Below are 17075 nucleotides of genomic sequence, written 5' to 3'. Positions count from 1 at the left end.
GTTATTTCTTATTAACGTGATTTTTAATGATTTGTTACAGTTTTAAACCTAAACTTAAACTTAAGTTTAAATTCGAGTTCGAGTTCGAGTTCGAGTTCGAGTTCAAGTTCATTCGGTCATTCCGCTGCATAGGGGAATCGGCTAGAAGTTTTCTTAAAGATATTTAGAACTAAAAAAGCCTCAAAAATTATTATTGAGGCTTTGGTAGAATTATTTGGTTATTATTAAGTCTAGCATTTCAAATCACGATCTAACCTGGTAGGACCGTAAATGTTATCGGGATTTTGATCTATGTAAACTCTTTTGTCATCTGATGAAGTATACATTTTCAAAGAATACACTCCATCAACTGGGCCGATTTCAATACCTTTCTTTCCATTCTTTTTTATAAAGGCTTTTGCTTTTGCTGCATTTACTTTTACATCATCGATGTAATAGTTCATTTTATCACCTTTATCATTAATGTAATCTAAAGGATCAGCTGGCGGCGGTGGTGGCGGTAGATCTTCTTTTTTAACGTATTCTACTGTTTTTCCATAAACGTCAATAATATTTCCTTTGCGATCATAAAAGTTATTGTCGTTTTCTTTTAAGGTATAATGGTAAATATTACCATCGACTTTTATATAACCAGAGTTTGCAGTTGGTGCGGCTGGTGGCGGTGGTGGCGGAAGATTTGGCCACGGCTGAGCGTTACTCTTTTGAGCTTTTGTCATGTTATCGTAGATGGATTTAAATGTATTTACGTCTTTTGCTTTAACTATAGCATATTCATTACTTCCAGTTTTCTTCGCCTCATTGTTTGTATCATTTATCTGCTTAGCCCAAGAGTTGTATTGTTCTATTTCTTCAAAGGTGACCACCTTTATAATTGCTGGCGGCGGTGGTGGTGGAATTTGTCCTGGTTTATATTCCACACCATAGTGTGTGCCAGTAAATGGCCATGGTTCATTTGCAGCACGTTGTTCTTCATTCATAGAATTGAAGACGGTTTGCATGTGCGCAGTTTCATTTTCCCAAACAATCAATTGATCCTTGAGCTTCATGTATTGCTCATGTTTTTTAGCTAGTTGATTATAGGTGGTAATGTCTTCAGGAGTTAAGTTTTCTAACACTTCAACAACTTCAATGATTTCATCGGCTTTTACAACCTCATAGCCTTGGCTTTCAAAATCTTGCAAAATACCGTTTTGATCATAAATCTCAATTTTTTCCCCTTTGATTTTATAGAAATGTGGTTCACCGTTTATGGTGATATTCCCTTCTGGATCTGATGGGTCTACTGCAATTATCTTACGGTTATTTTGTTGTTCTTCGATGACTGTTTCTTCTATTTCTATAAATTCAGTTTCTTCCTTACCGCAACTAATAACTAGTAAAGCTAGAATAGGTATCAATGCTAGACTTCTTAAGACTAGACTTGTGTTTGATGTATGTGTTTTCATAATGTGAAATCTTTTTTTAATAATGGGAAAAGTAAATGTGTTTGCCATAGACTGCTCATAACTGGTGGTGGCGTGATCTAACAATAACTGTTGGTACTCTGTGGTAGTAATGCCTTGATTTAAAACCACTCGATCTGCAAGAAACTCGTGATTTAACTTCATAGAATACCTGATGATGTACAATATTGGGTTGAACCAGAAGAGCACTATCAAAGATTCTATAAATAAAATGTCAAGCGTGTGTTTTTGATCTAAATGCGCTTTTTCATGCTCTAAAACGACCGCAGGTATTTTGTTGGTTCCATGGTCTTTTTTAGAGACAAAAATGCGTTTGAGAAAGGAATGAGGTATAGTTATTTGATTGCGTAAAATAAGCTGATAGGTTTTATAAGAACTGATTTCATCTTCTTGTTGGATTCTAAAAGAGTTCAAGTTTTTACCAAAACGCCATAACATGACTACAAAACCTATTATATAAATACCTAGTGTAACATACCACCAATTCACTTCAAAAGCAGTTTCTTCAATAATCGTTTCTTCTAAAGCTAACTCATAAGCCGCAAAAGGAGTTTGCTCAATAGGAACTACAATAGTTTCTACCACAATAAAAGGAATGCATAAAGAAATAATTAAAGAACCGATTAAAAACCATCTTTTAAATACATGCCATGACGTATTCTCTAGCAACAGTTTATAAGCCAGCCACAAAACAAATAAACAAACTGAAGAATTGATTATGAAATGTTCCATGATTATTTATTTTCAATTTGACGATCGATGATTTTTCTAAGTTCTTCCAGCTCTTTTTTACTTAAATCGGTTTCTTTAGTAAAAAATGAGGCAAATTGAGAAGCGCTATCGTTAAAAAAGTTTTTGATCAACCCATTAACATGTTTTGAGAAGTAATCGCTTTTTTTCACGAGCGGTCTATACTGGCGACTTTTACCGAACAGTTCGTAACCTACAAAACCTTTGTCTGTCATACGTTTTAACAGCGTTGCAATGGTAGTAGTTGCAGGTTTGGGATCTGGATACTCATCTAAGAGCTCTTTCATAAAAGCTTTTTCAAGCTTCCATAAATGACTCATAAGATCTTCTTCGGTTTTTGACAATTTCATTTCTACGTTTTTAAAACCAACTCTACAAATGTAGAACAATATTTTAATTCTACAAGTGTAGAGGATAAAAAAGTAAAAATAAAATGAAAATTAAAACAGGCAGTATGTTTTAAATAATTTATAAAATAGGTGATACGACTGTGATCTATTTGTTATAAGGCATTTCATTTACCCAGTGAAAGCCTCGATTAATTAAAGTGAAATCTTTTAGGTTTTTAGCTTTGAGTCGGACTTCAAGACTGTCCAAGTCTAGTCTCCCTATTATTTGAAAATGCAACGAGTCGGTTTTTTGAATTTTAAAATTCTCTATTTGCTCTGTTTCGTTACGTTTATAAATGGACACTTTGGTTCTTGTACTGTCTACTTTAAAATGATAAGCAGTGATACTATCGTTCATTGTTTTCATGGTTGCACGATCACGTGATTGCATAATAACGTATCTCCATCTTTCATTTTCTGTAAGGAGTGGTGCAATTGTATCACCATTTTTAATAAAGTGTTCTACTTCCCAAATACCATAAAATTCATCTCTTGTGTCGTCTTTAGATTGTTCTACATAGATAAGAAATCGCAATCCTATAGCACCTAGAATTAATAGTGTCACACCTACTATTTTGAGAAGACTTATGACACGATCATATTCAGGACTGATAGGTCTATAATCTTCGGGAATTTTTATATCAGATTTTTTAAAAAAAGCAAATAACAAACGTTTGCTATCGCTCAGAAAAAGGACTAACCCCATTAAAGCTAAGTGAATTGAGAATATTTTAACCGGAATGTCAAAGCATAGGTTCATTACTGCTACATGAGTCATGACACCTACCACCATAAATGCCCCTAAAGTTTGAGTACGTTTAGAAATCAAGAGTATTCCTGCAATGAGCTCAAGCAAGCCTGTAAAAATCCCAAATGCCGGACTAAAACCCATATAAGCCCATGCCAGTCCCATAGGTGACATTTCCCCAAAAGGTTGTAATAAGTCCAGTAAGGAAGGTTCATTGAACTGTATGAGAAATACCTTTGCAAAGCCATACAGTAGCATAAAAAATGATACAAAAGCACGCAGGAAAGTACGGAACCAATAATACAGATTATTATAGGATAAACGCTTGCGATCTATTACCGACCAGATGACAGTTCCTAAAATTGCCAATATTAATTGCAGGAACAACGATAGCCATGCCATGGTATCGTCACCGCTTCCTGTAGACTCTAATTGTAACCTACCAGTTGATTCAAAAATGTTTTCTCCTATCCATACCAGCAATGGACTGAACAAATATCTGGCTGGCATCATGATTATAAATCCGCCTAAGAATAAAAAGATGAATCTAAATAATATGCGTGAAGAGAGTTTCCAGTGCGGTTTGTGTTCTTGGGTAAAAAGCATTGCCAGTGGTTAGTTACCTGTCAGACGACTTGATAGTTAAAACGTTACAAAGGTTGTGTTTAAGTTTGCTTTCGCGAAAGCGGAAATATCTTCCACATAATAAATAAATCAGACAAAAAGACTAAAATTTTCCTTAATCGACGAACTGATCGATATCTTAACTAAATTATTCGAAAAAATGTTAATTTATTTCAAAATGTAGGAATTTATTTATCCAAAGTTTATAGAACTAATTTTCCTACTAAATAAGAGTTTTATTTTTGCCAGAAAGCATGAATTATGAAATTGAGAGTAACTTTATTATTATTAATGATGACTGGTATAGCATTAGGTCAGGTAGGAATAAACACTCAAAATCCAGACCCAAGTTCTATGTTAGATATAATGTCTGATGATAAAGGTTTTTTAGCACCTAGAATGGACTCTACAAGTCGTCTCGATATCACAGATCCAGCTACAGGATTATTAGTTTATGATACGACATTGGAAGCTTTTCAATATTTTGATGGTTCAGAATGGGGATATCTAGCGAGAACACAAAAGAGATCTAATTATAAGTTGGTCAAAAGCATTGCAGATTTATCAGATGAGCTTACTGCTGGAGGGAATACTAAGTACTTACTCAATACTGATTTTCTTTATGAGATTAATGGTCAGATAGTAGTTGATTTCCCTATTGATTTGAATGGTGCTTATATCGAGGGACTTGACTCTACAGAAGATGTGCTTATCAACAATTCTAGTGGTAGCCTTTTTGAAGGATCAAAAGGTGGTGGTTTACGTAATTTAACTCTTTCTGGTTCTATACCATCTGGGACTAAAAAACAACTATTTGATATCTCAGGTAGTTCTGGAGAATTGTTATTGATCAATAATACCATATTGACTAACGCAAGTAAAATAGGAAATTTAGAAGGTTTAGGTACTGTTTTCTTTAGTACTACGCAGTATCTTTTAAACGACGATGGATTTACTATAGAAAACATTGATAATTTTTTTGTTAGTAATATATTTTGGACTGCTTCAAATACTGGAACTTTTTTAGAATTAAACGGGAGCTTCAATAATCTTCAAATGAATGGAGGTCGCATTGAGGCTGGCAGTTCTGAAACTGGAATTGATGTAAGTTCTAATCCTACTATTGTCAACGATGCAACACTAGCACAACTTAGTTTTGTAGGTGATGGAAATTCCGTAGATGGTTACACTGCAGGATCCTATACTGGTTTCAACTTTACAAACGACTGGAATGTCAACTGTTCTGGAATACCATTTGAGGCCGATCAAGTAGCTACTGGAAATATTTTTTACGGTGGTGATTTAACAACTGGATATCTACAAACAATTACGAGTGGAGCACCAGTACAGATTAAAAGTGCTACTGATTTTGTGGCAACGGATCTTTTTAGATTTAGAGCTGAGGACGATGATAACGACTTGATTTATGGAGGTAAAAAAAGAAGAAATGTTGAAGTAAATGTTTCTCTAAGTGTCCGTGTAACTAGTGGTGCTGGAAATTTTTATGCTTTTGCAATTGCAAAAAATGGTAGTATTGTTTTAGAAACCAATAGTGTTGTACAAATTGCCAATGATGCTCAAATCCAAAATATTGCCTTAAATGGGGTACTTACTCTTGAACCAGATGACAAAGTCGAGATTTTTGTGGACAGATTAACTGGTTCAGGAACCAATTCTCTCATTGTCTTTTCAGAGAATATAAGCGTAAGATAAATACTTTTAAATATTTCGCTTTCGCGAAAGCGAGATCAAAAAAGTCCCACTCTATTAGAAAGGGACTTCTGTTAATTTATAATCAGACTAAGCTAGTGGAAATGCGATTATTGAAAAACGTTAAATACCTCTTTAACAAGCTCAGCCTCGTAATATTTTTACTTACTCATCGCAGTAAAATGCTTATAAAAATGCGGGATAGTTTCAATTCCCTTTAAGTAATTCCATACTCCAAAATGCTCATTAGGCGAGTGTATCGCGTCACTGTCAAGACCAAAGCCCATCAAAATAGATTTAGAGTTCAACTCTTTTTCAAATAAAGCGACGATAGGAATAGAGCCACCACTACGTTGTGGGATAGGTGTTTTTCCAAAAGTATCTTCATAAGCCGCACTCGCTGCCTGATAACCTACAGAGTCTATAGGAGTCACGTAAGCAGTACCACCATGATGAGGTTTTACTTTTACTTTTACACTGTCTGGAGCAATGTTTTCAAAGTGTTTCTGAAACAACTCTGTTATCTCGTGCCAGTTCTGGTCTGGTACGAGTCTCATGGATATTTTTGCAAATGCTTTGCTGGCAATTACCGTTTTGGCGCCTTCACCAGTATAGCCGCCCCAAATACCATTTACATCTAAAGTAGGACGGATGCTGTTGCGTTCATTTGTCGTATAGCCTTTCTCGCCGTGTTCTTGAGCGATGTCTAGAGCCTTGTTGTAATTCTCTTGAGAGAAAGGCGCTTTGGCCATTTCGGCACGTTCTTCTGTGCTTAGTTCTTCAACTTTGTCATAAAAACCTGGAATCGTAATGTGATTGTTTTCATCATGCAGTTGTGCGATCATATCGCAAAGTATATTGATAGGATTTGCGACCGCACCTCCATAAAGGCCAGAATGTAAGTCACGATTAGGTCCTGTAACTTCTACCTCTACATAACTCAAACCGCGTAATCCAGTAGTGATGCTAGGAACATCTTTGGCAATCATTCCTGTATCTGAAATTAAGATCACGTCGTTTGCAAGTTTCTCACGGTTGCGTTCTAGAAACCAGCCTAGAGATTCACTTCCTACTTCTTCCTCACCTTCGATCATGAATTTCACATTGCAAGGCAATTCGTCATTTGCAGTCATAAGTTCCATAGCCTTTACATGCATGTACATTTGACCTTTATCGTCACACGCACCACGAGCAAAAATGGCTCCTTCTGGATGTATATCAGTCGTCTTAATTACTGGCTCAAATGGCGGACTGTCCCAAAGATTAATAGGGTCTGGTGGTTGTACGTCATAATGACCGTAAACTAAAACGGTAGGCAAGTTTTTATCAACGATTTTTTCTCCGTAAACAATGGGATATCCAGGAGTTTCACAAATTTCTACACGATCACATCCTGCTTTTTCTAGAGAAGATTTAATGACTTCACTAGTTTTAATAACTTCATCTTTGTAAGCGGGATCTGCACTTATAGAAGGGATTTTAAGAAGGTCTATGAGTTCATTTATAAATCGATCTTTGTGTTGATCGACGTAAGATTTAGTATTCATAAAAATAGGTATTTCAGGTAAAGATAAGAATGGAGCAATTTTTATTTGATAAAGAATTTGTAATATCTGAAAAGTATGTATATTTGCCGTCCCAAATAGGGCGCTTCGATAAACTTAGCGACCGTTTTGGGAAGTCTACTAATAGTATTGCGGATGTGATGGAACTGGTAGACATGCTAGACTTAGGATCTAGTGCTTCACGGCGTGCAGGTTCGATTCCTGTCATCCGCACAAAAGGAAAAGCTCTTCAGAAATGAAGGGCTTTTTTGTTATCTTTAATTATCGAATATATTGTTTAAGCTATCTCAAATTGAACATGCACTGTAATTATGTGATTTACTAATAATTTGGATAGGAAATCTAATGAGCTCAATATTGGAATTGAGTAAATGTAGAATTTACTGCAAGGCGATGGTGCAAAACGAAATTACTGAAAATATTTAAATGAGAAGTAAAACCCATATTTTAGAAGAAAAAAGCGTTCATGAATTAAGAAATATCTTTCCAGATCAATGGGTTATAAGAGAAAAAGGTAAGGATTATGGAATTGATATAGAAGTAGAAATATTTGATAAAAAAGAACAACCAACGGGACTTGTATTTTGGATTCAGCTAAAAGCCACAGATAGCAAATTAACAAAAACGAAAAGGTCTATAAATATGCCTATCGCAAAAATTAATCAACTTGCTAAATATGATTTACCGGTAGCAATATTTAGATATAATTCAGATGATAACCAATATTATTTTGATTGGATAAAACGGTATGCTTTTTTATCATCTAACTCTAAGAGAAAATCTTACACTATTCAATTTAATGAGAATCAGCTTTGGGTTGATGAGAGCTCTAGTATGATTGATTCGGATTTAAATACTTTATCACTTTATACTAGCAAATCATTTAAATTCCCATTGACAGGTTACATAAATTGTATATCTGGACCTTCTAAAAATAAACGTTTGTTGTCTTCCGCAATTGGTAACAATCATTTTTTAATAAATTTAACTAGAGATAGTTCCAAATCAAATCTTGAAATTAATTTGCTTGAAGGTCAATTGGTTCTAAATTTAAAGTCAATTTTTGGGAGCTCAGTTGGTTGGGATGTAAAATCGGAAACCATAAATGATGTTATTCTTTTAGACGTTTTTCATAAAGCTTTAGTTTTGTTTCTAGCAAATACTGGTAAACGCAAAGAATTAAAACAACTTATTACTGAGTATGAATTATTAGACAGCTTTTTAATACATAGTCCAATCTTATCATATATTTTGCCAGAATTAATTGCTTGCGATACAGACAACGTGTTTCTTCCCAAAATAATTGAGACAATTTACTTGTCGGATGATTTAATAAATCAGACCTATTTGCAAGCAATAGTGTTCTTGGGGCACCATAATTTAATAGATAGAAGCAAGGTTGAAGAATTTTATAATAGGCTAATTAGGCTTTGTATAAAACATAAGAATGATAGTTTTTTAAGTACTGCTTACTATAATTATGGGAGCTATTATAAGTCTCATTATATTTTGGATAAAGCTTATCACTATTATAACAAGACAATTAAAACAGATAACTCATATCTAGATCGTTCTTACTTCAAAAGAGAATTAGCAGGTTTATTATTTCAAATTGGACGCTATAAATGCAGTACAAATCTTTATAAACAAGCTATTGAATTAGAAACAGACAATAAGTTTCTTTTAGCAACTTATGGAGATGCCTTAATGTATTCAGGTAATTATAAGGTAGCTCTTGAGTATTTTGATAAGTTCCTTACAATAAACAGTACTCTCGATGAGAGTAAAAGACATGATAAATATGAGTATAGTATAAAGTTTATATTACTTCAATATTTAATAAGTATTAGTGATATAGAAAAGCAAGAACGAAAAGAGTTTGCTGCGGAGAAATGTTTACTCAATCTTAATGAAGATGAATTGAAACAGTTCGATAAAATAATCCGAGTCTTATCTATCGATGCACTATATCCTACAGCTTGGTTTTTGTTAATGGAATATTGTTTAAAAAATGAAGACCCACACGGATACATGCTAAGTATTCTCTTTCAAGCAATTTTATTGAAGAATAAGCCAGATATCTGGGCGTTTGTAAGTGTTTTATGTACTTATGAAGATATGGTGAATAATCTGTTGTATGACATTGTTAATACAGCTTTTTTTTATTGTCGTAACGACTTTTTAAATGCTTTAGACCGCTTAATTGATCTAGATATTTATAAAGACTTCAAAGGTGAAGAGTTTTTAAAAATGGTAGAAAGTATGATTAACGATCCTAAAGAATATCCCATGGAAATAAGATTATGGAATGGTGAAAAGCCTAAAATATTTAAATTCAGTAAATAGATAACTAAAGTATTTAAATCAAATATTAAAAATGCTTTTGTCATAATTTTGTTTTTTGAGAATGAAAAAATGAAAAATTAGAAAGAAATCTAGTTAATGTTTAGTTACTTATCGGACAAAAACAATAGCTCATCAGATATGAAGGGCTTTTTTTGTTTCTTGCTTTCGCGAAAGCGTAACTATAAGAGCTCTTATGGGATAACTAAAACGGCTTGTGCAAAAGAATGATTTAATAAAAGTTATTTCAACAGAAATTTATTTGAACAATTACAGATTATAACAGGCCTTTGTCCTTCAATGATTTTTTCAATTCATTATGATTTTCCCAAAACCTATCTTTAATTTTTTGAATTACTTGATCATATTCTGGATGACTTTTCAAGGATTTAAATAAAGGATCTTCTTCAAGAAACAATAATATCCAATATTGGAAACCATCTTGTGAACTAAATTTATTGTAAGATTCTATAGCTTGATCTGGCTGGTTTTCATAAAGATATAACATAGCTAAGCTTGCTTCTCTGTAAATGGACTCATCCTTTTCTAGGTAGTTTTTATATTTCTTAATGTATTTTTCTGCTTTATTAGGAAAACCCATTTCCTTATAGGTGTAGGCAATTTTTATGTTCTCTGCAGGATATAGGTCAATTTTATTAGTAGAAAGTATATCAATATATTTCTCGTAATAAACCAATGCATTTTTATAATCCTCCTGAAAAAAATATGTTTTGGCTACTTCTTGAGTGATATCAGCGCGAGTAGTATCTTTTTGCCTCTCGACAAGCATTTTTCTTTGCAAGGATTCTAAATCTTTTTCATTAGCATAATCTATAAAATTTTTTAAGTAGGTACTGTATTGATTTTTAGGATTATATTTCAAAGATTCTTCAATGTATTTTGAAGACTCTTTAGCAAACCCATTTTGGACTAATGCATTACTCAAGTTTAGATAGATAAAACTTTTAGATACACTATCGTTAGCTTCAATATTTAATTTAATTCCTTTTAATGCATAAGTGAGATACTTATTTGTATCTGGAACAACTCTAGCATATATATCAGATAAAATTAGCACTACCGAAGAAGCATTTGGGTTATAATCTAGTGCCTTTTCTAAGTAAGGTATCGCTAATCTAAATTCGTTTGCGTTTATATAATACAAGGCTTTTGCAATCAGAGACAATTCAGAAGTTGAATCATACAATAAGGAATTGTCTGCATATTCATTTAATTTGTCTAAATATTTCTTTTCAATTTTATTTACATCTAAGTAATAGTAAGAAATTGCAACCTGAGCATAAGCGAGTGCAAATTCAGGGTCATTTTCTATTGCTTTATCGTAAAAATTAATAGCAGCTTCCAAGCCTTCTTGAGTCTTATTTTGTGATGCCTCAATTCCTTTTAAATAAAAATCATATGCTATTAAGTTATCAGTGGGTTTTTTGTCTATTTGTTGTAATTCAGCTGGTGTTACCGTCGCCTTTATGGCTTCTGCAATTTTTTTGGCAACCGTATTTTGCACGGAGAAAATGTCTTCTGTTTTATTATTGTACTGTTCTGCCCATATCGGAGTGTCGTTCACGACATCAATTAACTGAATATTCATTAAAACCTGATCTCCAGCGCGCTGCCCACTACCTTCGATTATATAATTAACATTGAGTTCTTCCGCTATTTCTGATATAGTTTTATTTGTGTTTCTATATTTTTCTACAGAGGTCCTACTGATTACCTGAATATCTTCTATCTTTTGTAAATTGTTAAGGGTCGACTCCATGAGTCCATTCACAAAATACAAGTTATTGGAATCGCTACTCATATTCTTAAATGGCAATACAGCTATAGATTTTTTAAAGCTTGCACTTTTCTTATCAGTTTTTGAAGCTTCTTTAGGATAAAATAGGAATACCGCTATCACTAAAACCGCGACCAATCCTAAAAGCATTTGAATGCGATACTTTTGGGAAAATCTTTTTTTAGAGATTTCGATAGCGTCTGTTTTTTTGTTATCATCTTCAACCGCTATTTCTGGTGCTTCTTGTTCAAATTCTACTTGCTCATCTATTTTTTTTCGTGCTTCACCTGGCGAATACCCATAATAGTCTCTAAAACATTTAATAAAATAAGAATTATTACTAAATCCAACCTCGTAAGCAATTTCCGAAACCGTGCGCTCTGTTTCTTCTAAAAGTTTCATCCCTTTTTGAAGCCTAACTTGACGAATAAATTGACTGGCACTAAGTTGGGTTTGCTTCTTGATCTTTCTCAACAAGTTGGATCGACTCATATTCATAAGAGCAGCCAACTCAGAAACTCCAAATTGCTCATCAGAAATATGCTCTAAAATTAGAGCTTCAGCTTGGTCAATAAATTTTCCTTGATTTGAGGTGTGAGACATGTCGTTTTGTACTGCTTCAAATGTAGATATTTATATTGAGACCTTCTACGCCTTAGAGTTTGAAATTCCTTAGGATAAAACAGTTACTTGCGTCATAATTTATACTTCTGCATCATAATTTTCAACCTCTCATCAAACTTTATACAATACGCTTCATGCAGATTATCAGTCAACTAGCTTGGTGTCGCATCTTTGTGGAAACAAAAATCAAGTTATAAATCACTACAAGTTACAATTATGAATACACTAACAATTATCTCAATTAGATTTACCATTCAGGCATTATTCTTGACGCTTTTATTAACAAGTTCATGCGTACAATCTGACAAAAAAACAAGTTCAGATACTATTGCTGAAACAGTAAAAACTGCAACCAAACCAAGTATAGATATTCACGGAGCTGTACTCATCGGAAACTTAGAAGCAGTTAAGCAGCATATTGAAGCCGGGACGGACATTAATCAAAAAGAGGCTATGTCTGGTTCTACACCATTAATGACTGCAGCCACTTTTAACAAACCTGAAATCGCTAAGGTATTAATTGACGCCAATGCAGATTTGTCTATAAAAAACAATGATGGAGGCACAGCTTTACACACGGCAGCATTCTTTGGACGTATTGAAATTGTACAATTACTTATTGATGCAAAAGCAGATAAATCAGCTCGCAATAATTATGGAGCTACGGCGAGAGAAACAGCAATGGCAGACTTTGCCCAAATGAAACCTATCTATGAAATGCTAATTCAACAATTAAAACCTATGGGGTTTGCATTAGATCTTAATGAATTACAAAAAGCACGTCCTGTTGTAGCAATGATGCTTCAATAAACATATAATACGATGACAACAGAAAGAAGATACGATATTGATTGGTTAAGAGTAATTGCTATAGGACTATTATTGATTTACCACATAGCTATTATTTTTCAACCTTGGGCCATGTTTATAGGTTTTATAAGAAGCGAAGACGCTTTGGTAGGACTTTGGAAACCTATGACGATGCTCAATGTTTGGAGGATACCTTTGTTATTTTTTGTGTCTGGCATGGGTTTGTATTTCGCAATGCAAAAAAGAAATTGGAAGCAATTGTTTATAGAGCGAGGTAAACGAATCCTATTACCCTTTGTGTTTGGAATTTTGGCTATCACTCCATTACATTTTTTAATTTTTCAGTACTACTACAATATGCCACTGAGTTATTTTCCACACATGGGACATTTATGGTTCTTAGAAAATATTGTTGTCTATGTAGTTGTGTTGTCACCTGTCTTTTACTATTTGAAGTACAATGAAAATGGAAAATTTAGGAAAGCCATTTCAAAAGTCATGACTTATGCTTTAGGACCATTATCTATAGCAGCATTTTTTATGTTAGAAATAGGCGTTGTCCAACCACAGTTATTTGAACTGTACGCTGAAACGTGGCATGGTTTCTTTATGGGTTTTCTTGCGTTCTTTTTTGGTTTTCTTTTTGTGTACAGCGGTAACGCATTCTGGCAAACCGTTTCAAAGTGGAAATGGTTATACATTGGAATAGCTGCCATTCTATTCGGGATTCGTTTCACAGGATATGAATCTATATCAAATATGTATCTCACCACCATAGAATCTAATGCTTGGATATTAGGTTTATTAGGAATAGGATACAGTTACCTTAATAAACCAAGTGCAGTATTAAGCTATTTAAGTGCAGCTGTTTATCCAGTGTATATTATTCACATGTTTGTCTTATATGCAGGTGCATTACTCATTTTGCCATTAGATCTTCATCCTATGCTAGAGTTTGCAGTAATTACAGTGTTTACGTTTATAGTCTGTTTTCTTATCTACGAATTCATTTTTAAAAGAGCTGCAATCTTAAGGCCTTTATTTGGGTTGAAATGGAATTTTAAAAAAAGTGGCAAAGCAACAGTTGAAACCATCTAATGTCCACTTGAAAAGTTATAAACCATGATAAAGTTCTTTAGAAAAAATAGGCTAAAAATGCTTTCCGAAAATAAGTTTGCCAACTACTTTGCTTATGCCACTGGAGAAATTATTCTAGTTATAGTAGGGATACTAATTGCACTGGCGATTAACGAACATTCAAACAGCGAGAAGAAATTAGAGTTGCGGAATGCATACCTCTTTCAGTTAAATGATGAAGCAGATCGTAACCTCAAAAAGCTCACAACTTTAGATGAGGAGTCAGCCATGATGCTAAAAGAATTAGATACAGTATTTAAAATCTTATTGTATAAAGATTACGGTAACCCTAGATTATCGACAAAATCATTCTATTTAATTATGTCTAAAAAGTTTTATCCCGTTATGATAACCTATGAAAATTTAAAATTTTCTGGGGATTTAAAATTATTCAACGATTTAAACTTACGTAATGCTATCTCTGAAACATATGAGACATTTAGCCCTATAGAAAAACTTGAATCTTCAGAACAACAGGCAATTGAGGGGTATTATGAAAATTTTTTGATGCGAAACGTAAAGTTTAGGGATATGGGCATGTCTTCAGAAACTTACGGTAAAGACATTTATTTTGAAAATATGGTATTGACTAGAATCACAACAATAGCACAAAATCGTGAGGCCTACAGTAATGCAATTGAATCATTAAAAGATTTGAAAAACACTTATGCAGAATTACGAAATACAAGTGAATAACTCAGAAAATACATCAAACAATTATAAAATCAGTTAACATGAAAAATCAATCTATCATACTATTTGCTCTGGTAATGCTTAGTGCCTGTCATAACAACACAAAATCTAGTATAACTCAACAACCCACTTTGGCTGATTATAGTTTGGGTGAAAAATGGGTATGGAAATATAAAGGTGTTACGTCAGAAGGAGAGGTTCGCTCAGATGGAACAGACACAAGACAAGTTGTAAAATTTGGAGAGGTTTTAGGGATGACTATCGGTAAGGATACAATTCCAGTTACTGACATTGTTAAACCAGAAACAAGCGAAACACCAAAGTATGATTGGCCACTAGAAGTAGGTAAAACGTGGAAGTATGAAAACAATTGGACGAGCCAGGACGGAACTACAGGAAATCAAAGTCAGGATGCAGAAGTACTGTCCTACCAGGAAGAAACGGTAGAAGCCGGAACATTTATGGCCTACACCATTAAATATACTGGTAAAACGACCAATTCTAGAGGATATAGTGCAAATGAAACAGAAGTGTGTTTATATGCACCTTCTGTAAAAACTTTCATAAAACTCACTCAAAATCAAGGTGATTTTAATTACGTGGAGGAATTAATCGAATATTCAAAATAAAAAATTTCATTTAATTAAAAATCATTAATCAAAAACCATCAAATAACGAATTCAATTAAAAGTAAAAAAGGAATTAGACTTTTAATAGGCATAGTTTCAGGAGTATTATTAGGTGTATTAAGCTCAAACATAGCTTTGTGGCTTCCCATTGGAATTGCCATTGGTGCCGCATTAAAATACTCAAAAAATTCTTAATGTATTAATCAAGAATACAAAATATATCATCAATCAAAAAAGAACAATTATGAAAACGATCAAAAAACAAATCTTATCAAGACTGGCTTGTGTAGCCTTTACATTAGTATCAAGTATAACATATGCGCAAAACACAAATCCAGAAACAACAACACAAAGGGATGGTTTCATCTTCGAATTTGTAGTAGGTGGTGGCATTATCAGTATAGAAGATAGCGCAGGTATTCAAACTTTCGACAAATCTCAAGGGACATTTGTATTTCCAAATTTAAAGTTTGGTTATATGTTAAACGAAAAACTTGCACTCACAGCCTCTCTGCCAGGAAACATATATGAATTTCAAGATAATGACAGAAATTTTGGAGCATTTATCCCATCTGTTCAGTATTGGATAAAGGATCGTTGGTGGATTCATGGAGGAATTGGTTTAGCTATAGATTCGCCTGCCTTATACGATATTAAAGATGACGTAAATGACAATTGGAACTTTGGTGCCGCTGTTATGGCAAGTTCAGGTTATGAGATTTACAAAAAGAAAAACTTCGCGCTCAATGTGCAGTCAAAACTAGTTCTGGGCAATGTGTCCTTAGGTGGAAATGCAGACAGAGATGCAGTGATCTTTAATATAGGATTAGGATTCAGCTGGTTATAAGCTTAACTATTCATAGTTCACTATAGAATGAAATAGCAAAACGACTCGTGCTATATGTAATGAAGTAACCTAAACACAAACAGTACATGTTTTTCAAATCAAAAGAAGGAAAAGAAAAAATCATAAGCCTTTACAATCAAAAATTAAAGGAGCTGAATATTGAATATTCAGAAAAACTTATAGAAACTACATTCGGAGTTACAAACATTATTATTACGGGCGATGCTAAAAATCCTCCTTTACTGCTGCTTCACGGAACAGGAGGATGTGCTCCTTTAATTTTAGAATCATTTCCCAACTTATCTTCAAAGTATTGTGTCTATGCTATTGACGTAATGGCTCAACCTACTAAAAGTGCCGAAAATAGATTAGATATGAATTCACTGGAGTATGGAAAATGGTTAACAGAAATCGTAATTTCACTAGAATTACAAGACGTTACATTAGTAGGGTTTTCATTTGGAGGCTTTATTTGTCTAAAGACTTTAGAATATAATGAAAAACATATAAAACAAGTATATTTAATAGCGCCGGTTTATATAGTCAATGGTAGCCCAATTAAAAATTTATTTAATGTTTTTATTCCTTTAAAATTTTTTATGAAGAATGGAAAGAAAAAATGTATCAAAAAAGTAATGCAAGCTCTGTTTACAGAATATGATGATTTTGGAATCACATTTATGGCAACTACGTTTAAAAATTGCCGTATGGATTTTTCTCCTTTACCTATAATCTCTAGAAAATCTGCTGACAAAATAAAAACTCCAATTACAATTATAGCAGCAGAAAAAGACATTATGTTTCCTGGTAAAAAAATGATTAAAAGAGCCAAGCAAATTTTCCCATCACTACATGAAACCGTCTTGCTAGAAGGTTCAAAACATGTTCCGAGTCATAAAAATTTTAAATCAATTGAAGACTTAGTCTTAAAAAGTTGACATAAAA

Annotated in this window: 13 protein-coding genes and 1 tRNA gene; 9 read left to right on the top strand and 5 right to left on the bottom strand. The window is 33.4% G+C overall.

Features of this window, described 5'->3' with window-relative positions; translation table 11 throughout:
• Positions 1-230: 230 nt before the first annotated feature.
• From DDD_RS17210 to DDD_RS04540, 3 genes are all read right to left on the bottom strand, one after another.
• Entirely contained in the window at positions 231-2195 is a 1965-nt protein-coding gene (locus tag DDD_RS17210; RefSeq protein WP_015361589.1) for a M56 family metallopeptidase, read from the bottom strand.
• A 2-nt stretch (positions 2196-2197) separates the two neighbouring features.
• Complete coding sequence (locus tag DDD_RS04545; RefSeq protein ID WP_015361588.1) at positions 2198-2563, bottom strand: BlaI/MecI/CopY family transcriptional regulator; 366 nt, start codon at positions 2561-2563, stop codon at positions 2198-2200.
• A gap of 145 nt (positions 2564-2708) precedes the next feature.
• Positions 2709-3956: a DoxX family protein gene (locus tag DDD_RS04540; RefSeq protein ID WP_015361587.1), complete on the bottom strand. Its 1248-nt coding sequence runs from the start codon at positions 3954-3956 to the stop codon at positions 2709-2711.
• A gap of 279 nt (positions 3957-4235) precedes the next feature.
• Here DDD_RS04540 and DDD_RS04535 point away from each other — a divergent pair, with 279 nt between their 5' ends.
• Positions 4236-5687 (top strand): hypothetical protein, encoded by a 1452-nt coding sequence (locus DDD_RS04535; protein ID WP_015361586.1) that lies wholly within the window; start codon positions 4236-4238, stop codon positions 5685-5687.
• A gap of 158 nt (positions 5688-5845) precedes the next feature.
• On the opposite strand, the gene DDD_RS04530 is transcribed toward DDD_RS04535, so the two are convergent.
• Positions 5846-7231: a dipeptidase gene (locus DDD_RS04530; protein ID WP_015361585.1), complete on the bottom strand. Its 1386-nt coding sequence runs from the start codon at positions 7229-7231 to the stop codon at positions 5846-5848.
• A 149-nt stretch (positions 7232-7380) separates the two neighbouring features.
• Here DDD_RS04530 and DDD_RS04525 point away from each other — a divergent pair.
• A tRNA-Leu gene (locus tag DDD_RS04525) sits at positions 7381-7462 on the top strand.
• A gap of 213 nt (positions 7463-7675) precedes the next feature.
• Positions 7676-9595, top strand: coding sequence for a DUF4365 domain-containing protein (locus DDD_RS04520; protein ID WP_015361584.1), 1920 nt, complete (start codon positions 7676-7678; stop codon positions 9593-9595).
• Positions 9596-9869: 274 nt separating this feature from the next.
• Here the strand turns inward: DDD_RS04520 and DDD_RS04515 are convergent, their stop codons facing one another.
• Positions 9870-11993 (bottom strand): helix-turn-helix domain-containing protein, encoded by a 2124-nt coding sequence (locus DDD_RS04515; RefSeq protein WP_015361582.1) that lies wholly within the window; start codon positions 11991-11993, stop codon positions 9870-9872.
• 237 nt (positions 11994-12230) lie between these two features.
• Here DDD_RS04515 and DDD_RS04510 point away from each other — a divergent pair, with 237 nt between their 5' ends.
• From DDD_RS04510 to DDD_RS04485, 6 genes are all read left to right on the top strand, one after another.
• Positions 12231-12824, top strand: a complete 594-nt coding sequence (locus DDD_RS04510; RefSeq protein WP_015361581.1) for an ankyrin repeat domain-containing protein — start codon at positions 12231-12233, stop codon at positions 12822-12824.
• A gap of 12 nt (positions 12825-12836) precedes the next feature.
• Complete coding sequence (locus DDD_RS04505; RefSeq protein ID WP_015361580.1) at positions 12837-13922, top strand: acyltransferase family protein; 1086 nt, start codon at positions 12837-12839, stop codon at positions 13920-13922.
• A gap of 24 nt (positions 13923-13946) precedes the next feature.
• Positions 13947-14657 carry a hypothetical protein gene (locus DDD_RS04500; protein WP_015361579.1) on the top strand — a complete coding sequence of 237 codons (711 nt, stop codon included), beginning with the start codon at positions 13947-13949 and terminating at the stop codon, positions 14655-14657.
• Positions 14658-14695: 38 nt separating this feature from the next.
• Positions 14696-15283 carry a hypothetical protein gene (locus DDD_RS04495; RefSeq protein WP_015361578.1) on the top strand — a complete coding sequence of 196 codons (588 nt, stop codon included), beginning with the start codon at positions 14696-14698 and terminating at the stop codon, positions 15281-15283.
• A gap of 244 nt (positions 15284-15527) precedes the next feature.
• Positions 15528-16130, top strand: a complete 603-nt coding sequence (locus DDD_RS04490) for a hypothetical protein (RefSeq protein ID WP_015361576.1) — start codon at positions 15528-15530, stop codon at positions 16128-16130.
• Between the two features lie 86 nt (positions 16131-16216).
• Positions 16217-17068, top strand: a complete 852-nt coding sequence (locus DDD_RS04485) for an alpha/beta fold hydrolase (RefSeq protein ID WP_015361575.1) — start codon at positions 16217-16219, stop codon at positions 17066-17068.
• Positions 17069-17075: the final 7 nt, after the last annotated feature.

The organism is Nonlabens dokdonensis DSW-6 (assembly GCF_000332115.1).
GTDB lineage: Bacteria > Bacteroidota > Bacteroidia > Flavobacteriales > Flavobacteriaceae > Nonlabens > Nonlabens dokdonensis.
This window is presented reverse-complemented; position numbering and strand designations above follow the sequence as displayed.